Below are 22,406 nucleotides of genomic sequence, written 5' to 3'. Positions count from 1 at the left end.
GATAACGTTTACATTTATATAGATTATTTATGTTATTTATTTCACAATATTGTATGCATGTATATTTAATTAGTTTCATTATAAAGCAACATATCGATAGTAAATATATGATTTTCCGTCCATTTTGTGAACAAACTAGAAATGAAAGCGTTTCCTTTATTATATACTAAAAAAACTTACTACGCTAGGGGCAATTTTTTTCAATCTACTAATCATATACTTTTTCTTTTTTCAATAAACCTTATACAATTTTCAGAAATTATATTATAAAATATATGTATGACTTAAGGAGGCTGTATATGAATCAAAATAAAAAAGCTATATTAGATCTTGTCTTTTATCTCGTAATCCCATTCCTCATTTGGAAATTCGCAAAACCTTATATCGATCCTTATTACGCGATGTTACTTTCCTCTGTTCCGGGAATTATTTATACACTGTATACCTTTAAAAAAGAAAAGCAGTTTAACGTGACAGGGTTCTTTATTTTAATTACACTCATTTCTAATACAACGGTAGATTTATTATCCGGATCAGCTGAACGAATGTTGTGGAACGATGCGTATTATCACATCGTACTCGGCATTATCGTTATATGTACAATTTTTATAAAAAAACCACTTATGTTATATTTCGCAGCAGATATTGCAGCACTGCAAGGCCATGACCGTGATAAAAGTCGTGAACTGTATCGTGATAGTCGTATCTATCCAGCATTGCAATACTTAACGCTATTTTTCGGGCTACAATTCATATTAAAAAGCTTCTTAAAAATTTATTTCATCTCTGTTTTCGGTGTAGATGGCTACGGTGAAATGAGAGCGATTATGACGGCTGTTGGATGGGGGATTTCCATTTGTATCGGAATTGGATTTGTCTGGGTCAACAATAAAATACATGCCGTTACAGAAGAGAAAGAGTCTATGCAGTAAATGAAAATCCCCTAGTAGTATGATGCTACTAGGGGATTTTCATTTTGCTACACATATTACGAAAGAATTAACTTGATTTTTTTCTTTTATTTTTTACGTTTCGATAAAACAAAGCAGCACTTAGCGGCATAACACCAAACCACTTATTCATAAATGGCTCTTTTTCTGCACGGCGTTGTTCTTTCTTTTGTTTTCGATCTTCTTTTGGAGCATCCATATACGACACAAACTGTTGTGTCACAAAGCGAACATAATCATTAGTAGACATATTATCATCACCTCTACTTGATTAGTATGTCCACTTTCTTATTCATTAATCTTTTCTTTTAATTCATTCATAATTTGCTTTACAGACTTATTCGTCGTATCGATATGAATATGAGCCTCTTCATAATAAGCTCGGCGCGATTCGAATTTCGTTACAAATGCATCTATATCTTTCTTCTGAAATAGTGGACGTGTCGTATCTTCACGAAGCCTTTCTGCAATTACATGTGGATCACAATATAAATACACGACAGTTCCATTTTCCTTCATCCATTTCCGGTTTTCCTCTCGCTCAACGATTCCGCCGCCAGTTGTAATGATTACATTACAGCTGGGTAGTACACGCAACATTTCACTTTCATATTCCCGAAAAGCCATTTCACCTTCTTCGGCAAAAATATCACGAATTACTTTTCCCTGCTTCTCTTCAATTTTTTGATCTGTATCTACAACATCCATATGAAGTTCTTTACTTAATGCTTTTCCAATTGTTGTTTTCCCAGCTCCCATATAACCGGTTATGTATATAGATTTCATGTTCGTTCCTCTCAATCATCCGTTATTATTTGTTATTATAACGAAAGATTACATTATTGAATAAAAAAACGTCTTGTTCTCATTATGCAATGAAGAACAAAACGTCACATACACGCTTTTACTTGTAAGTACCTCTTCTCACCCACTGCGTTGCAATCCATTTCTCGCCTTTCGTTACAGGGGCCCCTCCATGTAGCGTAAGCTCATTTAATGATTGGTCTTGATAGAAATACTCAAAGTATACTGCCATTCCCTTTCTAGGGTGCACAGAAAGATTTAATTTCGGAAAGAACGTTTCTCCGCCTTCTTCTACATCATTTAAGTACATGACAAGCGTACTAATACGATTATTAGCAGCTGATCTACTATGTTCTGCAAAATAATCATAGTGCGCTTTATATTGTTGATCCACCTCATAATTTAAAATGTGTAATCCTTCTCCGTGCGACGCAGGAACATTCATGATAGATGAAATTCGTTTTTCAATCTTCTCAGTAAGTTCATTATCGTCTAAAAATGCACCCTTACTCGTTCGAATATCATTTACATCACGTGATGAACCAACTTTAGAACGTGCTAACTTATTTTTAGACAATTCAATTAATTCATCACACTCTTCATCACTTAATACATTTCCTAACACGACAATAAGAGGTTCTTCGAATTTTGAAATAATTTGTATTTCCCTATCTTCTGTCATAATTGCATTTCCTTTATGATCAAAAATAGTTTGTTCCTTATTTTCACCTATTTGATTGTTGTTTGTCATTTCCCTATTCTCCCTAAAAATAATGATTGGATAGCATGAATATATCATATTCTTTCTACCTTTCTCTTTTTTAAGAAAATTTAAACTTTTAATCATTATATTTATCCATTTCTTCTAAAAAATCAATTTAATTTACAATAGGAAACCTTGGTTTATTTACATATATTTTATACATTATCCTTCTATCCAATCGACTATTTTCCCATCCTTTTTTCTATACCGAAAACCTACCGTATAGAAAGCTTCCTGTTTGAGTGTGCACTGCAACGTAACGAGAATTAAATCATTTTCAAAGACATAATTTCCACTCGCTTCTCCCTTTTCATACTGAAAGAAAAATGTACCTTCTTTTTCTTTTTGCTGTAAATCTTTTTTTATATCTGTAATAGATCGGTTAAGTAATTCATCCAATAAAAACTTTTGTTCTATTTCTATATAAAAATTTTTATCTGTAAACAACATATTTGTTTCGTATATAAAAAAAGAAGTTAATAAAATAAGAAAGATAATCGTTCCAGGCATTGTAAATCCATTTTGCTTTCTCATACGTTTATTCCTATTTCGCTATATCGCATAACTACACCTTCATATATTTTCCCACTAGTATCTTTCACATTTATAATGAGTACATGAGGTGTTAGTTTGTAAGAAACCGTTCCAATATTTTGTAAAACAACTTCCCTCCCGCGCCTATTTACCTTTCTTATAAGACGACTATTCTCTTTTTCATACGATACTTCACTCCCATTACGCGATCGGAATCGTAAAATACTTTCTCCATTTTCAAATGCTAGCTGTTCTCCAGATGATACTTCACGAAACTCCAATTGCATTTGCCCTAAATACACATCCCACTCCCAATCATTTAACCCTTTCGACTGTTTATTTTCCATTTCAATGAAATGTAGGCGGGGAAAGAGCAAAAAAAATATTGATAATAGAAACAGACATACAATCATTTCTATTAATGAAAAACCAAATTCTAATTTATTTTTTCTCCTACATAAAAGCATTGTTCCATCATTCTGTCTTTCACATCTCTCCACACAGTACAAACTTCATTGCCTCCCCAATATGTGTAATACACAATTCCATTTATATTCTTTTCTATTATTCGCTTGTCTTCATTTCCATACATATATATAGCTGCTTCTTTTTTTAATAATCCAGTTGCCTTATAACGAATTTGTATATTTTTTCTTTCTTGCATAACTAATACTGTTTGCGGTAGTAGTAACGATACAGCCATCATTAAAACACTTAACGATACAATCATTTCAGCCATTATGGATCCTTTTTGACATTTCACGATACGTAAATCTCCCTCTTCCAAGCTGAAATACAATTTCATATTTATAATTTCGATACGAAATTATAATCGTACCACCTCTATTAATATTTCCACTTGGATTATATGTCATCGGATTTGGAAACGTATGCAAATCAATTTGTATATCTTCTTCATACTCTCGCTTGACGATATAATACTTTGTACCTGACTCTTTTATAGCATACATATTTCTATCTTTATGCCAACGTAATGTATAGTGCTTTTGACGGTTTATCGCTAATTGCTGCATATACAAAATATCATTTGAAAACTGTCTCAAAAATTGTTCAACTTTTTGTCGCTCGTATAAGGAATGAACACTAAAATACGTAACTATACTTAATACAGAAATAGCAAATAAAACGAGTAACATTTCTAAAAAAGTAAACCCCTGTTGTTTCACAATGCCCTAATTGATACTGCGCCATCATCTGAAATATGAATAGATTCGCCATTCGGGCACTTATCAGTTGTAATATACTTTTCATCTGTCAGTTCTTTTAACGATGGAATTTTATTATGTTGTAATTGATATACTTGTATTTGCGCTTCTATAGATTTCACGTAAGCTGCACAACCTTTTCCTTGGACCGATGAGCGCTGTGTAACTACATTCGGAATAATTAATAGTAATAATATAGTTATGACAACCATTACTAATAGCATCTCTAACAGAGTAAACCCTTCCTCATTCTGCATACAAATGCCCCCTAAATAGAATTCATCATTTGAAACATCGGCATAATCATCGCTAAGTACATAAGGACAACGATTCCTCCAATACATGTAAATAAAATAGGCTGAATGATAACTAACATATGTTTAATTTTCCGTTCCATCTTTTCCATAATAAGATCGCTATAGTCACCTAATTCAATCCCTAAATTGCCGTTTGCTTGTCCATGCGTAATAACATAAGAAAGTTCTTTCTCGTAATACCCACTTTTAGCAATGATAGATTGTAACTGTTCTCCTCCAATTAATTGTCTTTCAATCCGGCTCGCTTCATATTTAAAGAACGGATGATATCTTTGCTCCATCATTATTGTTAAAGCTTCACATACTGATAGTCCACCATTTAATAAACCACTCAACTGAGTAGCAAAATAATGTGAATGCTTTAAAATAAGAAATGTTTTGATGAGGGGAATACGAAGCATAATTTTTACCTGTCTAATATGTGGAAGTTTCCTAAAATACAACATGTATAAAATACCTCCAATAATAACAGTTAAAATAGCGGTTAAAATAATGTAAGGTAGCAGTTTTATTGCACTTAAAATTTGTTCTGTAAGTAGTGGTGTATTAGAACCGAACGAACTATAAACCATTTCAACCTGAGGTAATAAAATGAGTTTAAAAATAAAGAGCATGATTAGTAGAAAAAACATCAAAAACATAGGATACTGCATTATTTTCATCATGTCTCTCCTATACTTATCTTTCTTATAAAGAAGTGCACTTCCTTGTTGCAAAGCAAAAGAAATATCACCATGTTGCTCGGCATAAAATAAATAACTTAACATGTCCTGATGAAACTTTAACTGATGAAAAGAATCGTGTAGACTTTTCCCATCTTTTAACCCCTCAATCATGCGCTGCAATTGTACTTTCTTTTCTACAGGTAATTGAAACTGTAAAAATTCTAATGCTTGTAAAAGAGAGTAGCCTTTTTCTAATAATTCTCCTAAACGTTTCAACAATACTACTTGATCACTTAAACTCCATGTTTTCTTAAACATAAACATCTTCTTCTAAAAAACCTAAAGCATATCCTTTTCGTATTGACGATTCTAAAGTCTCATGTTTGTAAGTAACACATTCTCCACCAGCTTCTTTAAGCGCTTGTTTTAACTCATATCCATATAGTAGCTCATATATGCTAGCCTGCCTTACTTGCCTCATTGATTTACATAAAGTTGAGCACTTTCCTCTGCAAAACGGACACTTCAATTCGACAAGTCGCTGTGCAGCTACAGCCAATAAAGACTGTTCAATCTCTTGCCTCGTTATACCATAATCCATGAAGCGAATGATTGCTCCTTTCGCATCATTCGTATGCAGTGTTGTCATTACTAAATGTCCTGTCAAACTTGCTCTTATAGCTATTTTTGCTGTTTCTTCATCACGGATTTCACCGACTAAAATAATATCTGGATCATGACGTAAAATAGCCTTTAATCCTGTTTCATATGTGAGACCCGCTTTTTCATTTATTTGAATTTGTAATACATCGTCACTTCTTTTTTCAACCGGATCTTCAAGTGTAATGATGCGACGTGTTTTCTTTTTTCTAATTACCTCTAATAATGCATACATTGTCGTCGTCTTCCCAGATCCAGTCGGTCCAGTAAACACAAGTAGCCCCTGTGAATAGCGTAAAAACGAGAGTAGTTTTGCTGCCGTACTTGGAAATAACGAAAGATGTGATAAGGGCTGAACAGATGCTTGTAAATGAAGGCGAATAACGAGACTTTCTTGATATACTGTTGGAAGTGTTGAAAGGCGTAAATACACTTCTTGTCCATCAATTTGCAAATACAACGAACCATTCTGTGGCTTCCGTTTCTCGCCTATGTCCATAGATGCTAAAAATTTGAAATGTGAGACAAGTTTTTCTCCAAATTCCTTTTCAATACACTGTCTCGTCATTAAATCTTTTCCTATACGTAGTTGAACCGCTACATCCTTCTGCCGGGGCACAATATGTAAATCTGACGCTTGTACCCTACACGCTTCTTTTAAAATTGCATTCGCAAAAATTTCAATCCCATTCATCACTTTTCCCTCCTCACTATGTATATAGCATGAAAACATGCGCAATAAAAATTTGGACTTTTGTATTTTCAATAGAGGAAAAAGGAAAAATATGTTTGTGAAATTATGAACAATTTCCGAATTATTGTCTGAAATTACCTATACTCATGTTTATCTGTATTATAATGTTATTATCTTGGATAAAGTGATAAAGGTGGAGATCCTCATGGAACAAGCTTTAAAAATTACAGGTGTATTATCTGACCCAACTCGTTATTACATTTATAAATATATTTCGCAAAAACATAGTTACGTAACGGTACAAGAAATTGCAGATGAGTTTGACATTCATCCAAACGTAGCGCGTTTACATTTATCTAAATTAGAAGATGTTCATATGCTAAAATCGGAAACGAAGAAAACTGGAAAAGGCGGACGACCGAGCAGATTGTATGTCTTATCTGAAGATGTTATCCAATTACAATTTCCATTCCGTGATTATCAATTGTTAGCAAGAATCGCATTTAATTCTTTACTTAGTCTTGGTGCTGCTGGTGAGAAAGCGCTATACGAAACAGGAAAACAATTCGGAGCTGAATTAATGCAACAACATATGCAACGTTTAAATGTGAGTGAAGATGCTTTAACAGTGGAACAAAAAGTTCAAATTGCAAAAGAAGCTTTCTCAACAGCTGGCTTATCACCTGCATTTGAATTAAGTGCAGATGGAACAAAAATTTTCTATGATGTACACAATTGTCCATTTAAAGAAGTTGCTGTTCATCATCCAACTGAAATTTGTAACATGCACGGAGATATGATGAAAGGGATTTTTGAAATCCTATTCCCTAACATGGAATTAACTCGAAATGATAGTCTATTAGATGGATGTAAATCTTGTAATTATAAACTAACAATTTAATTTTTCATATAAAAAGAAGCCAATAATAATTGGCTTCTTTTTATATGAACGAATATTTACAATAGTAAGAAAAATAAACTATAATGAGGTGAGGTTTACTTTTTTTAGAAAAGGAGGGAGATGGCATGGAGCGCATGTTTCGCGTTCTCGGCTTTTGGACTGGAATTTTCTCGGTTATGTTTTACGTAGGGGATATGCAACCGGCCGCACTACTATTTTTAGGACAAACAGGTTTCTTCGTACTTTTAAGCTATTTAAAATTAACAGAGCGTATGTATATATACGTATTTGGGGCATATTTAACTGTTTTCTTCATAGGATTTACATACTACACGACATTCTTACTTGTGCCTGGGGCTGGACATTAAAAGATGGCATTTTGCCATCTTTTTTTAATTCCGGAATTTCCTAGTTGACTTATAGGTTTTATTACCTTATATTCTATATAACAGATTGGAATTAGGGGGAATCAACATGAATACACTGCTTGTCGGAATTAACGTTGCAGTCATGCTCATCTTAGTTGGCGTATTATATTATATGCAACGTAAGCATGTATCTTTTAATAAACGTGTATTTACCGCTTTAGGAGTCGGAATTTTATTCGGTCTTATATTACAATTTATTTATGAGCCAACTTCTAAAGTAATTATTGAATCAAATACTTGGTTTGGCTTAATCGGTAACGGTTATGTAAAATTACTTCAAATGATCGTTATGCCACTTATTTTAGTATCTATTATTTCAGCATTTACAAAATTACAGTTAACGAAAAACCTTGGTAAAATTAGTGGCCTTATTATCGGTATTTTAATTCTTACTACAGGAATCGCTGCAGCTGTCGGTATCGCTGCAAGTGCAGGATTTGATGTATCTGCAACCGGCCTACAACAAGGTGATGCAGAATCTGCTCGTCTGAAACTAGTTGAAGAAAGATTTACTTCTATTGAAAAGACAACAATTCCAGATAAATTATTAGAGCTATTACCTACAAATCCGTTTCTTGATTTAACAGGCGCTCGTCCAACATCAACAATTTCTGTCGTAATATTTGCAGCCTTTATCGGCATTGCCTTTATAGGTGTAAAACGAAAATATCCAGAACAAGCAGAGCTATTTAAGAAGATGCTTGATGCTGTATATGCAATCGTAATGCGTATGGTAACATTAATTTTACGCCTTACTCCATACGGCGTATTAGCTCTTATGGCAAAAACAGTTGCTGGTAGCGACATAAATGCTATTTTAAAACTTGGCAACTTCGTGTTAGCGTCTTACGTAGCACTTATCGTAATGTTCGTTATCCACTTATTATTAATTGCGCTATCTGGTTTAAATCCAATTCAATATTTAAAAAAGGTGTTCCCTGTATTAACATTTGCATTCACATCTCGCTCTAGTGCTGGTGCGATGCCATTAAATATTGAAGCGCAAAAAGAAAAGCTTGGTATTTCCGAAGGAATTGCAAACTTCGCAGCTTCATTTGGGGTATCTATCGGACAAAACGGTTGCGCAGGTATTTATCCAGCAATGCTTGCAATGATGGTCGCTCCAACTGTAGGAATTGATCCATTACAACCACAATTTATTTTAACTTTAATCGCTGTTGTTGCTATTAGCTCATTCGGTGTTGCCGGAGTTGGTGGCGGCGCAACATTCGCAGCTTTAATCGTACTATCTACAATGAACTTACCAATCGGTATTGTTGCTCTAGTTATCTCGGTTGAGCCATTAATCGATATGGGGCGTACAGCTCTTAACGTAAGTGGCTCTATGACAGCAGGTCTTATTTCAAGTAAATGGCTTGGTGAATTAGATCAAGATACGTACAATCAAGATGATACAAAAACTGGTGAAATTGCTTCATAATGAAAAAAGACGCTAACATACAATTGTTAGCGTCTTTTTTATTCCGTCCCCTCTTTATAGATTTTATCTTGAGAATTATCACTCTAAGTATTCTTCTAGTTGCTCTTTTAACTCCTCCTCAATCTCATAACAAGATTCATCAGCGAGTTCTCCTACTTTCTTACTCCCCAAAATGTTTGATTGAATTGGCATTCCTAAAAAGATTCTTTCACATTTCCAAATTGGAATATTATGAAATCCAATCAGCTCTTTTTCTTCATCTAATATAGCTATAGCAACTGATGAATAATAACCCACCTCAAAGGGATTCTCTTTTTCTCTTGCAAATCCCATATCTAATTCCATGTGTTTTTCTATGTATAAATGTGAATACTCTTTATGCAGTTTAAGTGATATTCGATCTATTTCCTTCTCCATACATTGAATGTTCTCTTTTAACTCCAACGTAAACTCCTGTTCTTTATATTTCATTTTCGCCTCCTTAAACATAGAAAAAGAGAATACAATAACATATCCTCTTTCCTCAAATATATTTCATTATCTCACAGCCCGTCCTTTTCACAAATAACCATTTTGTTCGCACCATTTATGAAATTGTCCTACGTCTACTCCAACTAACACGATATCCTTTAGCTCTACATCAATGACTTGTTCTCCAATTACAATAGCAAACTGCGATGCTAATTTTGTCTCATTTTTCTTTACAATTCCAATTCGGTTCCGATGCGGTCCATCTTTTATATATGCTTTTTGTCCTACAATATCAAAGTTCAAAATTCTCACCTCTTTTACTGCGCTCAAATTGGAAATACGATCTCCACCTCGGAAAATTTCCTTTCATTGCACTATTTCTCTATATATATGACGAAACAATAAAAGAGTCCTTCCTTCTTTACAATTATTTTTTCTTTGTTTCATTTTTGTGATTGAAACGTAAAGTTTATAATAAAATACACTTGGAAGCGCTTTCTATGTAATTTTTTATGTTATAATATATAAGTAGAACTTCGTAAAGAGGGTTAAAAAATGAATACAAAAATGATTAAAAAAGTAATTGAAGCATTAAAAGTATATGGCTTTCAGGATGTATCATTCTGTGACAAAACGAAGCAATTTTTATTTCATAACGAAACCGATATTATGAGCGGCTATGCAGAAATAACATATAGTAGTCAATTTGAAAAATTCAACGTACAAATTCATCCAATTGAAACGCATCACCAAGCAGAGTTACAAGAGATTGAAAGACATATACAAGCTTGTATAAGAAAAGTGGAATATTTAAACGCACTTCTTACCGGGCAGACAAAACTAGATGATAAAATTATTATTATGTAAAAAAAGAACGTGATCCAATCACGTTCTTTTTTCATTATACGTTCATCTTTTCCTTTAGTTGTAATCCTGTAACAGATTCTAATACATCCATCGATTCTCCAAATGTCATATCAAAAATTGTCTTGTCCTCTATGTATGGAAACTGTCTGAAACGCTTTTCTAACACCTTCACAGCATCTGATGTAAAGTTTGCACTATCAATGCCAAATTCTGTTTCAAGAAGAACGATCCAATCTAACACATGAAAACCTAATCCATTGACGAATGAAATCAATTTTTCTTCTGGATTTGAAGATAAGAATACTTGGCGTTCCATCTCACTAAAAAGTTCTTCTCCTAAGATTTCAGCTAACTCATCATCATGTTCACGTTCAACAAGTTCTTCGTAGCCGTAATCATCCACAAGCTCTTCTACTTCTTCACTATCCTGACAAAGCAATTGACTAAGAAGTGCCTCTTTCTTAAATTCACTATTTTGTACGACTTCTAAAAAGCTCGTTTCCCATCCATTTTCTAATTTCATATTATGTACTCCTTTATATACGTTTCTTATCCTCACTGTACCCAAAAGATCACTTTTATAACCTTTTAGGTAGTTACTATTATTTCATATGATTCATAACATAAGATGCAAACTCAGCTACATCTCCTTCAAAAATATTTATTTCTGGCAAGTGATAGAACGTTGTTTGGAGCGGGTTTCCTGCATGATATACATATATCGTTTTCTCTAGTGCAATCGCCATTCCAAACTCTGTATGGCTCCCGTTTCCGCCATCTAATATAAGTAAAAATACATCCGCTTCTTTTACAGCATTTTGTTCTGCCTGACCAATTTCTCTTAATTGTTCTTCATTTGCTGCTTTTTCGTTTTTGGTCCAATCATATGTATGGTGCCATCCTGCATGTTTCAGTTCATTTGCTACGGAACGTACAAGATGTTTATTTTGGAAACCTGAGGCGATATAAAAATTCATTTATATACACTCCTTCATTATGTATGGGGAAACTCCTTTTTAGCGTTATTTGTTATAGCTACAATAAAGAACAACTTCAAAAAAAATCCCCATCTTTAAAACTTATTTGCGTTTAAATGATGGGATGCTTCATGGTCTTCTTTTATTTTTTGTTTTTTATAACTTTCATCAGCTAACATTTCTAGTTCAGCTGTTATCTCTGACTTTTCAAGCTCTCTTTCTTGCGAAAATTTCCTTGAAATATAAACAATAACACTACCAACGTACAACACAAAGCATATAATAAGTGCAGTATTTTCATAGAGACTTAGCTCCAACACAGTCACTCCTAATCCATTCGTATTTTCACGCCTCATTAATTGGAATTTCCCTATTAATCCATTTGTTATCCCGCTATTTGAGGGCAGTAAGACTCCCTCCTCAAAATTCAGTAACAGTAAAGAAGTTAGATGTGGGATGCACCCAACTGATTAAAGTTTCACTTTATTGTAACATAAAAATATCAATTCTTGGAATCTTTCACCCTACTAAAATAGGCATGATTGTTTCATCATGCCTCTGAAATATTTTGAATGATTGTTTTAATTGCTTCTTTTCCATTATATTTTTTTAGTGCTGTTTTATACTTCTCATTATTTTGATTTAATTCTTCGACATACTTTATAAGAGATTTTACATTTACATCTTCTTCATATAATACGGAGGCATATCCTTGTCTTTCAAAGGACTCTGCATTTAATATTTGATCTCCACGGCTTGCAAATTTCGATAATGGAATTAAAACCATCGGCTTTTGTAATGTTAAAAATTCAAAAATTGCGTTGGAGCCCGCGCGTGAAATAACAAAATCTGTTACCGCTAATATATCTGGCAGTTCTCCATGTACATATTCAAATTGTCTATATCCTTCTTTATTTTGTAAACTTTCATCAAGGTTACCTTTTCCGCAAAGGTGAACAATTTGATACTTTTTAAGAAGTTCTGGTAATGCTTCTCGAGCCGTATCATTAATTTTTTTCGCGCCCAAGCTGCCTCCCATAATCGTAATAACTGGCTTTTTACGTGAAAAACCTAAAAACGCTAAACCTTTTTCACGATTTCCCTTCAGCACTTCTTCACGTACAGGAGACCCCGTATATATTACTTTTTCTTTCGGTAAATGTTTCGCTGCTTCTTCAAATGTAACAAATATTTTCGAAGCAAAACGAAGCGCAATTTTATTTGCTAGTCCTGGCGTCATATCAGATTCATGTAATAAAACTGGTACTCTATTTAGCCATCCGCCAATTACGACTGGTACAGATACGAAACCGCCTTTTGAAAAAATCACATCTGGTTTTAGTTTTCGAATTCTTACATACGCATCCATAACACCCTTCATTACAAGAAAAGGATCTTTTATATTTTTTAAATCAAAATAACGACGTAGCTTTCCACTCGAAATACTATAGTAGGGAATGCCTTCCTTTTCTATAATCGTTTTCTCAATACCTTGGTGAGAACCAATATAAGAGATATCCCAGTTGTCTTCCTGTAAATATGGGATAATGGCTAAATTAGGTGTTACATGTCCTGCCGAACCGCCACCTGTAAAGACTATTTTCTTCATACGTCTCCCCCTTCTAGACTATAATACACTAAAATATCTTGCCTCAGGGTGAGAAAATACCATAGCCGTTACGGACGCTTCTGGCTCCATCATGAATCCTTCTGTTAATGAAATACCTATTTCCTCTGGATGAATTAAGCGAAATAGCTTTTCTTGATCTGCAAGTTCTGGACACGCCGGATAACCAAATGACACTCGTATTCCTCTATATTTCGTACGGAAACGTTCTTCCATCGTCAGTTCAGGTGAGTCCGGAATGCCCCAGCGGTCACGAATGAGCATATGTGTTTTTTCAGCAAGTCCTTCCGCTAATTCAAGCGCTAACGATTGAATGGCATGACTACGTAGGTAATCACCTTTCGCCTTCCACTCTTCAGCAATATCCCGAACTCCTTCCCCAACCGTAACAGATAAGAAAGCAACATAGTCCATCTCATCTCCTATTGGGCGCAAATAATCACCTAAAGTACGATAGGGAGCCTTTCCTTGTCTAGGGAATGTGAAACGCTCTATAACACGCGTATGATCTTCTGGATCATATATTACAATGTTTTGTCCGTCGCTTTGCGCTGGGAAAAATTGATACACTGCTTTCGGCTTTAACCAAGATTGTCCTTCCTGCAATAATTCATCTATTAAATCATTTAATTCATGTGCTCTCTTATCTCCCTCTTTCAAAAGCTTCTTCACATTTCCTTTTAATCCAAGGTGATGCCCAAGTAGCATTTGTCTATTCAGAAATGGTGCGAGATGAAGGGCGGGAACATCTCGTAATACAATTCGTTTTGTTGAATCAGGCACCATAACCTCTGATTTTGGTAATGGCTCAATTACTGCTGGAATTTCTACTTTCTTCTCCTCTTTTTTTACGATATGAAGATGACGTTCTTTTTTATCCTGCTTCATCTTCTCACGCTCTTCTTCTTTTTGAAGCTTATTAATAATATCGAGCCCCGTCATCGCATCACTCGCATAACAAACGAGTCCTTTATATGATGGTGAAATCCGATTATCTGTAAACTTTCTCGTTAACGCTGCACCACCTACAACAATGGGCACATCAATATTTGCCGCTTTTAAATCTTCAGCAGTCGTTACCATTTGTTGAGCTGATTTTACTAATAAACCTGAAAGGCCTATAATGTCCGGCTTCTTTTCTTGTACTTCTTGAACAATTCGATCCGAACGTACATTAATTCCTAAATTAATAATCTCATATCCGTTATTCGCTAAAATAATTTCAACGAGATTTTTCCCAATATCATGCACATCACCTTTTACTGTTGCTAACAATACTTTCCCTTTTTTCGCACTATCACTAGATTCCATATGTGGCTCTAAATAGCTTACAGCGGCTTTCATACTTTCGGCACTTTGCAATACTTCAGCAACAATAAGTTCATTATTATTAAATAGTCGTCCTACCTCGTCCATCCCTGTCATAAGCGGACCGTTAATAATATCAAGAGGTTTTCTTCCTTCTTCAAGTGCAAGACTTAAATCCTCGTGTAATCCTTGTTTCGTACCTTCTACAATATAATTTGCTAGTCTTTCATCAAGCGTTAACGTTTCTTGCACAACGACATCTTTCTTTTTAGCAACTCGGTAAAAGTTTGTAAATTCTTCTAACGTCTCTTTCGTCGTTTCAAACAGTAATGCATCTGCAAGGCGTTTTTCTTCCTCTGGAATCGACGCATAGCGTTCTAATTTTTCCGTATTCACAATCGCGTAATCTAATCCTGCTTTCGTAGCATGATATAAAAAGACTGAATTTAATACTTCACGTCCAGCCGGTGGTAAACCAAATGATATGTTACTTACACCTAAAATCGTTAAACACTCTGGTAACGCTTCTTTAATAAGGCGAATTCCTTCTATAGTCGCTGCCGCTGAGCCAATATATTCTTCATCACCTGTCCCTACTGGAAACACAAGTGCATCAAAAATAATATCTGACGGGCGTATCCCATACTTCTTTGTAAGTAATTCATAGCTTCTTTTCGCAATTTCTATCTTTCGTTCCGCACTAACCGCCATACCGTCTTCATCAATTGTTCCTACAACTATAGCGGCACCATACTTTTGAAGAAGCGGTGTCACTTTTTTAAATCGTTCTTCTCCATCTTCTAAATTAATTGAATTAATAACAGCTTTTCCTTGAATATAAGTAAGAGCTCGCTCCATCACATTTTCATCTGTTGAATCAATCATAATCGGTACTTTTAAAACTTTCGTAACTTCTGCTAAGAAGTTTTCCATATCTTCTATTTCATCGCGATCAGGATCTGCCATACAAATGTCAATAATATGAGCATTTTTCTTCACTTGCGCTCTTGCCACTTCAGCAGCCTCTTCAAATTTCCCTTCTGCTACTAAGCGTTTAAATTTACGTGACCCAATAACATTCGTTCTTTCACCTACAAATAACGGTCTCATAGACTCATCATATTGCAGTGCTTCTAATCCACTAATTCCATGTCCTTCTCTCTCATGATGGTCACGAGGCCTAAGAGATGCTAGCGCGGATTTCATTGCTTTTATATGTTCTGGTGTCGTGCCACAACAACCACCAATAATATTAACCCATCCTTCTTCAGCAAATCGCTTCACCTTTTCAGCAAGAGAAGATGGAGATTCATGGTAATGTCCATCTTCATCAGGAAGACCTGCATTTGGATAACAAGAAATGTAACACTCCGATAAATCAGATAGTGAACGAATATGGTCCCTCATAAACTCCGGACCAGTCGCACAGTTTAGCCCAACAGATAATGGTTTCATATGTTCTACTGATAAATAAAAAGCTTCAATTGTTTGCCCAGCCAGAGTCGTTCCCATTGGCTCAATCGTTCCTGAAATCATAATAGGAACCGTTTTTTTCAGTTCTTCAAAAGCGGCTTGAATTCCAATATAAGCTGCTTTCACGTTACGCATATCTTGACTCGTCTCAACGAGTAATACATCAACTGCTCCTTTTAATAATCCTCGTGCCTGCCTTGTATAAGCCTCAATCAATTCTTCAAAAGTCACACCACCTGTAACACTAATTGCTTTCGTTGTTGGTCCCATCGCTCCCGCAACATATACTTCCTTCCCGCTTTCTTTAACAGCTTGCTTCGCCAAAAGTGCTGCCTTTTCATTTATTTCTTCATCTAAATGAGACAGATCATAATCACTTAGTACAATATTCGTTGCCCCAAATGTATTTGTTTCAATAATATCCGCTCCAGCTTCAATATAAGCTTTATGAATCTTTAAAATAACGTCTGGTCTTGTTTCCACTAAATATTCATTACAGCCCTCGTACTCTTCTCCTCCGAAATCTTCAGCAGTTAAATCCTCTTGCTGAATCATTGTCCCCATTGCACCATCTAATATTAAAATGCTATTTTTTAATTTTTCTTCTATACACTTCATCAATTAATACCTTCTTTCACTTCTTGCTTTTCTCTTACATATTTAACAAGATGTTCTGTAATTTCATACTTTAAAAATGGTGTAATAAGATAAATACCATTAAAATATTTCATCGCTGCGTCGACCAATTCTTGTGAAATGCGGATCCCTTCCTCAATTGCTGCCTCTTTCGTTTCATGTCCATCCATTCTCTCTCTTATTTCTTCAGGAAGAGTAATACCCGGCACCTCAAAATGAAGAAAATCTGCATTCCGCTTACTTACTAACGGCATAATTCCAATAAAAATAGGTTGTTCCAAATGCTTTGTCGCTTCATACACTTCTTCAATTAACTTGATATCGTAAATTGGCTGAGTTAAAAAATACTCCGCTCCAGCATCTATTTTTCGTTCCATTCGCTTAACCGCTGCTTTTAAGTGCCTCACGTGAGGATTAAATGCGCCGCCTACAGAAAACCTTGTCGCCGGTCCAATTGATTTCCCTAAAATTGAACGTCCATCGTTCATTTCTTTAATCATTTTAATAAGCTCAATAGAGGATAAATCATATACAGAAGTGGCACCGGGAAAATCACCAACGCGCGCTGGATCACCAGTTAAAGCTAACACTTCTTCCATCCCTAACGCCGATAAACCTAACAAATGAGATTGTAGTCCAATGACGTTATGATCTCTACACGTTAAATGCGTCAATACTGGGATATCATGCTTCGTTAATAACGCACCCATCGCCATATTAGAAACACGAGGCGATGCTAATGAATTATCTGCTAGAGTAATAGCATCTGCTCCCGCTCTTTTTAACGCTCTTGCTCCTTCAAAAAAACGCTGTGTATCTAACGTTTTCGGTGGATCTAATTCCACTACAACTGTCGTTTGTTTTTTCGCTTTCTCTGCTAGAGTGACGTGAGCCTTCGAACGTTTCTCATGCGTATGAACGACTTTCGGCCTTTGAATCGTGTCTTTTTCTATTACAGGGGTAATATTCGCAACAGCGCGCTTCATACTTTGAATATGTTCTGGAGTCGTACCACAACAACCACCCAATAACCGAATACCTTGCTCAATAAATCTCGGTGTCATCGCTTCAAAATAAGCTGGGCTTCCCTCATATACGTAACGTCCATCCACATAATTCGGGAGGCCTGCATTTGGGTATGCTGATAAATAGCCATTTTGAGGAATCGATATCATTTTGAAAGCTTCCGTCATATGAAGCGGCCCTAGTTGACAATTCAATCCAACAACATTTGCACCGTAATCTATAAGTTGCTTTAATATTTCATTGACATCATTTCCATTTTGAGTCGTACCTGCTTCATGTAACGCTAATTGCGCAACAATTGGAATATTCGTTTGCTTACGCAATACTTTAACGGCATGAAGTAATTCAAATTCATCGTAAAAAGTTTCTAATAGTAATCCATCAACCTGTTCTTCTAGTAAAGCCCCTGCCTGTTCAAGTAACATAAACTCTCTTTCCATATCAGTCGTTGTAACAGCTCCGATATGTTTCATACCACCAATTGTTCCTAAAATTGCATTTTTATCTGTCACAGATGCTTTCGCTAGTTTTACTGCCGCTCTATTAATTTCTGTAACTTGATTTTCTAAACCATACATACGTAATTTCGCCTCATTTGCTCCATACGTATTCGTTTGAATTACATCTGCTCCAGCAGCTACATATTGTTTATGAATCGATATAATTAAGTCTGGATCAGATACATTCAATTCTTCAAAGCTACTTTGCAAACCATGTGAATGCAATAACGTCCCAACCGCACCATCACCTATTACAATTCCTTTTGATAATAAATCTAGTAATTTCACGACTCTCCCTCATTTCTATCAATATAAAAACCCCCTCTTCACTTTGAAGAGGGGGACATAATCGTTCCTCCTCTTATTATGCAAAACATTCGTTTTGCAGGTATTAGCACCGTTTCAAACATTTCGTTTGAAGGTTGCCGGGTTTCACAGGGCCTTTCCCTCCACCGCTCTCAATAAGAGTTGTCTTTATTATTTTATTTATGTAGCTAAAAGGAAATGCGTTCCCCTTTTAACAATGTTTGTTAATTTTTTAATAAATTTAGCATGCACAAAAGTAAAAGTCAATGACACTTGCGGGAAAATAAAAATTATTTAAAATAAAGTTGCAATTCAGTTATATTTTATTGTAAAGTTAAAAACATAATAAAAATTTCATACGAACATTCTTATCTAGAGAGGTAGAGGGACTGGCCCTGTGACGCCTCAGCAACCATTAACATTTTGTTAATAAGGTGCTAATTCCAGCAAATTGTGAAAGATTTGACAGATGAGAAGAAGACTCTATTCAAACCGAAAGCCTTCTTCTTAGAAGGCTTTTTTTATTTTATATTCACTTAATGTTTCAATTTAAAAAGGAGGAATTTTCATATGTCAACAATCGAAACAAAACTAGCACAAATCGGAAATCGCAGTGAAACTACAACCGGAACGGTTAATCCACCAGTTTATTTCTCAACCGCTTATCGTCACGAAGGAATTGGTAAATCTACTGGCTTTGACTATTCACGAACTGGCAATCCAACTCGAGGTCTTTTAGAACAGGCGATCGCAGACTTAGAATATGGCGAACAAGGTTATGCCTGTAGTTCAGGGATGGCGGCTGTTCTCCTCGTCCTTTCTCTATTCCGCTCTGGAGACGAACTTATTGTATCTGAAGATTTATACGGGGGAACGTATCGATTATTTTCTGAGCATGAAAAAAAGTGGAATGTTCGATGTAGATACGTAAATACACAGTCTATTAAACAAATTGAGCAAGCTATCACAACTGAAACGAAGGCTATTTTCATAGAAACTCCAACTAATCCATTAATGCAAGTTACTGATATTGCTGCTGTCGCAACTGTAGCGAAAAGGAACGGACTACTCCTTATTGTAGACAACACTTTCTACACACCTTATATACAGCAACCATTAACAGAAGGTGCTGACATTGTACTTCATAGCGCAACGAAATATTTAGGGGGACATAACGATGTACTAAGCGGGCTTGTCGTTGCAAAAGGAAAGGAACTTTGCGAGGAAATCGCTCATTATCATAATGCATCAGGTGCAGTTTTAAGCCCATTTGACTCATGGTTATTAATTCGCGGTATGAAAACGTTAGCGCTTCGCATGAGGCAACATGAAGAAAATGCGAAAGCAGTTGTTGCGTATTTAAATGATGAAGACGGGGTGACAGATGTATTTTATCCAGGAAGAGGCGGCATGATCTCATTCCGCCTTAAAGATGAAGCTTGGATTAATCCATTCTTACAATCTTTATCCTTAATTACATTTGCCGAAAGTCTTGGTGGTGTAGAAAGTTTAATGACTTATCCAGCAACGCAAACACATGCTGATATTCCTGAAGAAATTAGAACAGCAAACGGCGTATGCAATCGTCTTCTTCGATTCTCAGTTGGCATTGAAAATAGTAACGATTTAATTCAAGACTTAAAGCAAGCAATTAAACTCGTAAAAGAAGGTGTAAGAATATGAGCTATTCTATAGATACACTCTTACTACACAACCAATATAAACACGACTCGCAAACAGGCGCTGTGAACGTTCCTATTTATAACACATCAACTTTTCACCAGTTTGATGTAGATACGTTCGGAAAATATGACTATAGCAGGTCAGGAAATCCAACTCGTGAAGCTCTTGAAGATATCATTGCTTTATTAGAAGGCGGAACAAAAGGATTCGCCTTTGCATCAGGCATTGCAGCGATTTCCACTGCATTCCTCCTTCTTTCACAAGGTGATCACGTACTCATTTCAGAAGATGTGTACGGAGGCACTTACCGAGTGATAACTGAGGTACTCTCCCGTTACGGTGTTTCACATACATTTGTTGATATGACCAATTTAGAAGAAATAAAACAAAACATTAAACCAAATACAAAGCTCTTTTATGTAGAAACACCTTCTAACCCACTTTTAAAAGTGACAGATATTCGCGAGGTTTCTAAACTCGCAAAATCTATTGGGGCTCTTACTTTTGTTGATAATACATTTTTGACACCACTATTCCAAAAACCACTTGAACTTGGAGCTGATGTCGTTCTTCATAGTGCTACAAAATTTATTGCTGGTCATAGTGATGTTACTGCCGGATTAGCAGTAGTAAAAGATTCAGAACTCGCTCAAAAGCTTGGATTTTTACAAAATGCATTCGGTGCTATTTTAGGACCTCAAGATTGTTCTCTCGTACTTCGCGGTCTAAAAACATTGCATGTACGCCTCGAACATTCAGCTAAAAATGCCAATAAAATCGCACATTATTTACAAGAGCACTCTAAAGTAAAAAATGTCTATTATCCGGGATTACAAACTCATCTCGGATTTGATATTCAACAATCTCAAGCAACATCAGCTGGAGCGGTCTTATCGTTTACTTTGCAGTCAGAAGATGCACTCCGCAAATTTTTATCAAAAGTAAAATTGCCTGTTTTTGCAGTTAGTTTAGGAGCTGTAGAGTCAATTCTTTCTTATCCAGCAAAAATGTCACATGCAGCACTGTCGCAAGAAGCTCGTGATAAAAGAGGAATCTCTAATTCATTACTTCGGTTATCAGTCGGTCTTGAAAATGTTAACGATTTAATATCCGATTTTGAAAATGCCCTTTCTTATGTAGAAGAACCTGTAAATGCATAGAGAAAAAGAAGATATGAGATTAGGTTTTCATATCTTCTTTTTATGCGGTTTAGCTATATTCATTTGAATTTCTTCTTTTCTTATAGTCCATAAAAAATAAAAGTATATCATCTATTTCTAAATAATGGATTAATTGATATATTAAGAAATAAAAAGGGGTGAAAATAATGGATACTTGTGCAGATATTTTAATCGTTATCGATTTACAAAATGGCGTATGTTATAGCGAGGAGCATTTATTTGATTTACAGAACTTACTAAAAAAAGTAAATAAAAGAATTTCTTCATATAGAAAATTAAATAAACCAATCCTTTTTGTTCAACATTGTGATGATGATTTAGTACCCGAGAAAGAACTTTGGGCTATTCATACCGATCTAGATGTTCAAGAACAAGATTTTTTTGTAAGAAAAACACATGCAAATTCATTTTATAAAACAAACTTAAAAGAAATTTTAGATCAATTATCTGTAAATCGCATTGAATTTTGTGGCGCCCAAACAGAGTACTGTATGGATGCAACGATTAAGTTTGCCCACGGACTAGGATACGAAAACTTTATGGGACAGAAAACAACCTCTACGTTGAATAATCCTTTTATGTCCGCAAAAGAGACAATTGATTTTTATGAGAACATATGGAATCACAGATTTTTAACGTTGCTAAAAGATGAATTTTAGAATAAATGACTAATGACTTGATCATCCTAAGATTTATCAGCCGTAATCAAATATTTCATTATCACCATAAAGAAGCGAATGACATTCAGCTTCTTTTCTTTTAACCTGTTTTATATTCTATATATATCATTATAATTCCTTTGTCATATTATTTTAAAAATTTCGTATATTCATTTGAAAGAATAAGAAAATCATGATAAAATTGTGTTACAAATATATCTATATCTTTCAATTTTTAAAACGCATCGAAATTTTCACCCAAAAATGTCATTTTACAAAAACATGCTAATTTACCTATTTTATTTACAT

27 protein-coding genes and 2 riboswitches are annotated in these 22,406 nt (G+C 35.0%); of the genes, 9 read left to right on the top strand and 18 right to left on the bottom strand.

Annotation, left to right across the window (positions count from 1 at the left end; all coding sequences use genetic code 11):
* The first annotated feature begins 53 nt into the window (after window positions 1-53).
* Together MR112_RS06575 and MR112_RS06570 are read left to right on the top strand one after the other, a co-directional pair.
* On the top strand, window positions 54-170 hold the full coding sequence (locus MR112_RS06575) for a hypothetical protein (RefSeq protein WP_002022367.1): 117 nt from the start codon (window positions 54-56) through the stop codon (window positions 168-170).
* Between the two features lie 129 nt (window positions 171-299).
* Window positions 300-932, top strand: coding sequence for a VC0807 family protein (locus MR112_RS06570; protein ID WP_001073109.1), 633 nt, complete (start codon window positions 300-302; stop codon window positions 930-932).
* A gap of 67 nt (window positions 933-999) precedes the next feature.
* Here MR112_RS06570 and MR112_RS06565 read toward each other — a convergent pair whose 3' ends face one another.
* From MR112_RS06565 to comGA, 10 genes are all read right to left on the bottom strand, one after another.
* Window positions 1,000-1,200: a YqzE family protein gene (locus tag MR112_RS06565; protein WP_000106081.1), complete on the bottom strand. Its 201-nt coding sequence runs from the start codon at window positions 1,198-1,200 to the stop codon at window positions 1,000-1,002.
* Between the two features lie 38 nt (window positions 1,201-1,238).
* Window positions 1,239-1,736: a shikimate kinase AroK gene (gene aroK / locus MR112_RS06560; RefSeq protein ID WP_000836642.1), complete on the bottom strand. Its 498-nt coding sequence runs from the start codon at window positions 1,734-1,736 to the stop codon at window positions 1,239-1,241.
* A 118-nt stretch (window positions 1,737-1,854) separates the two neighbouring features.
* Window positions 1,855-2,505: a 2OG-Fe(II) oxygenase gene (locus tag MR112_RS06555; RefSeq protein ID WP_000183845.1), complete on the bottom strand. Its 651-nt coding sequence runs from the start codon at window positions 2,503-2,505 to the stop codon at window positions 1,855-1,857.
* A gap of 174 nt (window positions 2,506-2,679) precedes the next feature.
* On the bottom strand, window positions 2,680-3,051 hold the full coding sequence (comGG, locus tag MR112_RS06550) for a competence type IV pilus minor pilin ComGG (RefSeq protein ID WP_001231317.1): 372 nt from the start codon (window positions 3,049-3,051) through the stop codon (window positions 2,680-2,682).
* Window positions 3,048-3,518, bottom strand: a complete 471-nt coding sequence (gene comGF, locus MR112_RS06545; RefSeq protein ID WP_000923101.1) for a competence type IV pilus minor pilin ComGF — start codon at window positions 3,516-3,518, stop codon at window positions 3,048-3,050. The genes comGG and comGF overlap by 4 nt, the downstream gene beginning before the upstream one ends.
* Window positions 3,488-3,790 carry a hypothetical protein gene (locus MR112_RS06540; RefSeq protein WP_000829469.1) on the bottom strand — a complete coding sequence of 101 codons (303 nt, stop codon included), beginning with the start codon at window positions 3,788-3,790 and terminating at the stop codon, window positions 3,488-3,490. The genes comGF and MR112_RS06540 overlap by 31 nt, the downstream gene beginning before the upstream one ends.
* On the bottom strand, window positions 3,783-4,238 hold the full coding sequence (gene comGD, locus MR112_RS06535) for a competence type IV pilus minor pilin ComGD (protein WP_000813141.1): 456 nt from the start codon (window positions 4,236-4,238) through the stop codon (window positions 3,783-3,785). Before comGD ends, MR112_RS06540 begins: the two co-directional genes overlap by 8 nt.
* On the bottom strand, window positions 4,235-4,534 hold the full coding sequence (gene comGC, locus MR112_RS06530; protein WP_001178687.1) for a competence type IV pilus major pilin ComGC: 300 nt from the start codon (window positions 4,532-4,534) through the stop codon (window positions 4,235-4,237). Before comGC ends, comGD begins: the two co-directional genes overlap by 4 nt.
* 11 nt (window positions 4,535-4,545) lie before the next feature.
* Entirely contained in the window at window positions 4,546-5,577 is a 1,032-nt protein-coding gene (gene comGB / locus MR112_RS06525; RefSeq protein ID WP_000475187.1) for a competence type IV pilus assembly protein ComGB, read from the bottom strand.
* On the bottom strand, window positions 5,570-6,613 hold the full coding sequence (comGA, locus tag MR112_RS06520; protein ID WP_001013170.1) for a competence type IV pilus ATPase ComGA: 1,044 nt from the start codon (window positions 6,611-6,613) through the stop codon (window positions 5,570-5,572). The genes comGB and comGA overlap by 8 nt, the downstream gene beginning before the upstream one ends.
* 205 nt (window positions 6,614-6,818) lie before the next feature.
* On the opposite strand from comGA, the gene MR112_RS06515 reads away from it, so the two are divergent.
* The 3 genes from MR112_RS06515 to MR112_RS06505 all read left to right on the top strand — a co-directional run bounded on the left by MR112_RS06515 (window position 6,819) and on the right by MR112_RS06505 (window position 9,383).
* Entirely contained in the window at window positions 6,819-7,514 is a 696-nt protein-coding gene (locus MR112_RS06515) for a helix-turn-helix transcriptional regulator (RefSeq protein WP_000434125.1), read from the top strand.
* A 125-nt stretch (window positions 7,515-7,639) separates the two neighbouring features.
* A complete protein-coding gene (locus MR112_RS06510) occupies window positions 7,640-7,882 on the top strand; it encodes a DUF2626 domain-containing protein (protein ID WP_000440716.1) in 243 nt (80 codons plus the stop codon).
* Window positions 7,883-7,988: 106 nt separating this feature from the next.
* Window positions 7,989-9,383: an L-cystine transporter gene (locus tag MR112_RS06505; RefSeq protein WP_001094345.1), complete on the top strand. Its 1,395-nt coding sequence runs from the start codon at window positions 7,989-7,991 to the stop codon at window positions 9,381-9,383.
* 78 nt (window positions 9,384-9,461) lie between these two features.
* On the opposite strand, the gene MR112_RS06500 is transcribed toward MR112_RS06505, so the two are convergent.
* Together MR112_RS06500 and MR112_RS06495 are read right to left on the bottom strand one after the other, a co-directional pair.
* Window positions 9,462-9,854, bottom strand: a complete 393-nt coding sequence (locus MR112_RS06500) for a hypothetical protein (protein WP_242244868.1) — start codon at window positions 9,852-9,854, stop codon at window positions 9,462-9,464.
* An 87-nt stretch (window positions 9,855-9,941) separates the two neighbouring features.
* Complete coding sequence (locus MR112_RS06495) at window positions 9,942-10,157, bottom strand: DUF3912 family protein (protein WP_001008327.1); 216 nt, start codon at window positions 10,155-10,157, stop codon at window positions 9,942-9,944.
* Between the two features lie 252 nt (window positions 10,158-10,409).
* On the opposite strand from MR112_RS06495, the gene MR112_RS06490 reads away from it, so the two are divergent.
* The gene (locus MR112_RS06490; protein WP_001093237.1) at window positions 10,410-10,721 is read left to right on the top strand and encodes a hypothetical protein; all 312 of its coding nucleotides are present in this window, start codon (window positions 10,410-10,412) and stop codon (window positions 10,719-10,721) included.
* Between the two features lie 34 nt (window positions 10,722-10,755).
* On the opposite strand, the gene MR112_RS06485 is transcribed toward MR112_RS06490, so the two are convergent.
* The 6 genes from MR112_RS06485 to MR112_RS06460 all read right to left on the bottom strand — a co-directional run bounded on the left by MR112_RS06485 (window position 10,756) and on the right by MR112_RS06460 (window position 18,556).
* Window positions 10,756-11,244 carry a hypothetical protein gene (locus tag MR112_RS06485; RefSeq protein WP_000764267.1) on the bottom strand — a complete coding sequence of 163 codons (489 nt, stop codon included), beginning with the start codon at window positions 11,242-11,244 and terminating at the stop codon, window positions 10,756-10,758.
* A 79-nt stretch (window positions 11,245-11,323) separates the two neighbouring features.
* Complete coding sequence (locus tag MR112_RS06480; protein ID WP_001012341.1) at window positions 11,324-11,698, bottom strand: nucleoside 2-deoxyribosyltransferase; 375 nt, start codon at window positions 11,696-11,698, stop codon at window positions 11,324-11,326.
* A gap of 95 nt (window positions 11,699-11,793) precedes the next feature.
* The gene (locus MR112_RS06475; protein ID WP_001250699.1) at window positions 11,794-12,054 is read right to left on the bottom strand and encodes a DUF3966 domain-containing protein; all 261 of its coding nucleotides are present in this window, start codon (window positions 12,052-12,054) and stop codon (window positions 11,794-11,796) included.
* Window positions 12,055-12,248: 194 nt separating this feature from the next.
* Window positions 12,249-13,307: an undecaprenyldiphospho-muramoylpentapeptide beta-N-acetylglucosaminyltransferase gene (gene murG / locus MR112_RS06470; RefSeq protein ID WP_000724776.1), complete on the bottom strand. Its 1,059-nt coding sequence runs from the start codon at window positions 13,305-13,307 to the stop codon at window positions 12,249-12,251.
* Window positions 13,308-13,325: 18 nt separating this feature from the next.
* On the bottom strand, window positions 13,326-16,724 hold the full coding sequence (gene metH / locus MR112_RS06465) for a methionine synthase (RefSeq protein ID WP_074554861.1): 3,399 nt from the start codon (window positions 16,722-16,724) through the stop codon (window positions 13,326-13,328).
* Complete coding sequence (locus MR112_RS06460; RefSeq protein WP_000770352.1) at window positions 16,724-18,556, bottom strand: bifunctional homocysteine S-methyltransferase/methylenetetrahydrofolate reductase; 1,833 nt, start codon at window positions 18,554-18,556, stop codon at window positions 16,724-16,726. Before MR112_RS06460 ends, metH begins: the two co-directional genes overlap by 1 nt.
* 70 nt (window positions 18,557-18,626) lie before the next feature.
* A riboswitch (SAM riboswitch) is annotated at window positions 18,627-18,736 on the bottom strand.
* Window positions 18,737-18,939: 203 nt separating this feature from the next.
* Window positions 18,940-19,050: riboswitch (SAM riboswitch) on the top strand.
* A gap of 94 nt (window positions 19,051-19,144) precedes the next feature.
* On the opposite strand from MR112_RS06460, the gene metI reads away from it, so the two are divergent.
* The 3 genes from metI (at window position 19,145) to MR112_RS06445 (ending at window position 22,097) form a co-directional block, all read left to right on the top strand.
* Window positions 19,145-20,257, top strand: a complete 1,113-nt coding sequence (metI, locus tag MR112_RS06455) for a cystathionine gamma-synthase/O-acetylhomoserine thiolyase (RefSeq protein ID WP_000103897.1) — start codon at window positions 19,145-19,147, stop codon at window positions 20,255-20,257.
* Complete coding sequence (gene metC / locus MR112_RS06450) at window positions 20,254-21,417, top strand: cystathionine beta-lyase (RefSeq protein ID WP_000122299.1); 1,164 nt, start codon at window positions 20,254-20,256, stop codon at window positions 21,415-21,417. Before metI ends, metC begins: the two co-directional genes overlap by 4 nt.
* 167 nt (window positions 21,418-21,584) lie before the next feature.
* The gene (locus MR112_RS06445) at window positions 21,585-22,097 is read left to right on the top strand and encodes a cysteine hydrolase family protein (RefSeq protein WP_000379155.1); all 513 of its coding nucleotides are present in this window, start codon (window positions 21,585-21,587) and stop codon (window positions 22,095-22,097) included.
* The last annotated feature ends 309 nt before the right edge of the window (window positions 22,098-22,406 follow it).

The sequence above is a fragment of the Bacillus cereus group sp. BfR-BA-01330 genome (assembly GCF_022663885.1).
In the GTDB taxonomy this organism is placed as follows: Bacteria; Bacillota; Bacilli; order Bacillales; family Bacillaceae_G; genus Bacillus_A; species Bacillus_A cereus.
Note: the sequence above shows the minus strand (reverse complement) of the source record. Positions and strands in the feature narration are given on the sequence as shown.

Coding starts and splice junctions, on each gene's coding strand:
- MR112_RS06575 (WP_002022367.1), top strand. CDS start 54: ATGCATGTATATTTAATTAGTTTCATTATAAAGCAACATATCGATAGT.
- MR112_RS06570 (WP_001073109.1), top strand. CDS start 300: ATGAATCAAAATAAAAAAGCTATATTAGATCTTGTCTTTTATCTCGTA.
- MR112_RS06565 (WP_000106081.1), bottom strand. CDS start 1,200: ATGTCTACTAATGATTATGTTCGCTTTGTGACACAACAGTTTGTGTCG.
- aroK (WP_000836642.1), bottom strand. CDS start 1,736: ATGAAATCTATATACATAACCGGTTATATGGGAGCTGGGAAAACAACA.
- MR112_RS06555 (WP_000183845.1), bottom strand. CDS start 2,505: ATGACAAACAACAATCAAATAGGTGAAAATAAGGAACAAACTATTTTT.
- comGG (WP_001231317.1), bottom strand. CDS start 3,051: ATGAGAAAGCAAAATGGATTTACAATGCCTGGAACGATTATCTTTCTT.
- comGF (WP_000923101.1), bottom strand. CDS start 3,518: ATGCTTTTATGTAGGAGAAAAAATAAATTAGAATTTGGTTTTTCATTA.
- MR112_RS06540 (WP_000829469.1), bottom strand. CDS start 3,790: ATGGCTGAAATGATTGTATCGTTAAGTGTTTTAATGATGGCTGTATCG.
- comGC (WP_001178687.1), bottom strand. CDS start 4,534: ATGCAGAATGAGGAAGGGTTTACTCTGTTAGAGATGCTATTAGTAATG.
- comGB (WP_000475187.1), bottom strand. CDS start 5,577: ATGTTTAAGAAAACATGGAGTTTAAGTGATCAAGTAGTATTGTTGAAA.
- comGA (WP_001013170.1), bottom strand. CDS start 6,613: ATGAATGGGATTGAAATTTTTGCGAATGCAATTTTAAAAGAAGCGTGT.
- MR112_RS06515 (WP_000434125.1), top strand. CDS start 6,819: ATGGAACAAGCTTTAAAAATTACAGGTGTATTATCTGACCCAACTCGT.
- MR112_RS06510 (WP_000440716.1), top strand. CDS start 7,640: ATGGAGCGCATGTTTCGCGTTCTCGGCTTTTGGACTGGAATTTTCTCG.
- MR112_RS06505 (WP_001094345.1), top strand. CDS start 7,989: ATGAATACACTGCTTGTCGGAATTAACGTTGCAGTCATGCTCATCTTA.
- MR112_RS06500 (WP_242244868.1), bottom strand. CDS start 9,854: ATGAAATATAAAGAACAGGAGTTTACGTTGGAGTTAAAAGAGAACATT.
- MR112_RS06490 (WP_001093237.1), top strand. CDS start 10,410: ATGAATACAAAAATGATTAAAAAAGTAATTGAAGCATTAAAAGTATAT.
- MR112_RS06485 (WP_000764267.1), bottom strand. CDS start 11,244: ATGAAATTAGAAAATGGATGGGAAACGAGCTTTTTAGAAGTCGTACAA.
- MR112_RS06480 (WP_001012341.1), bottom strand. CDS start 11,698: ATGAATTTTTATATCGCCTCAGGTTTCCAAAATAAACATCTTGTACGT.
- MR112_RS06475 (WP_001250699.1), bottom strand. CDS start 12,054: ATGAGGCGTGAAAATACGAATGGATTAGGAGTGACTGTGTTGGAGCTA.
- murG (WP_000724776.1), bottom strand. CDS start 13,307: ATGAAGAAAATAGTCTTTACAGGTGGCGGTTCGGCAGGACATGTAACA.
- metH (WP_074554861.1), bottom strand. CDS start 16,724: ATGAAGTGTATAGAAGAAAAATTAAAAAATAGCATTTTAATATTAGAT.
- metI (WP_000103897.1), top strand. CDS start 19,145: ATGTCAACAATCGAAACAAAACTAGCACAAATCGGAAATCGCAGTGAA.
- metC (WP_000122299.1), top strand. CDS start 20,254: ATGAGCTATTCTATAGATACACTCTTACTACACAACCAATATAAACAC.
- MR112_RS06445 (WP_000379155.1), top strand. CDS start 21,585: ATGGATACTTGTGCAGATATTTTAATCGTTATCGATTTACAAAATGGC.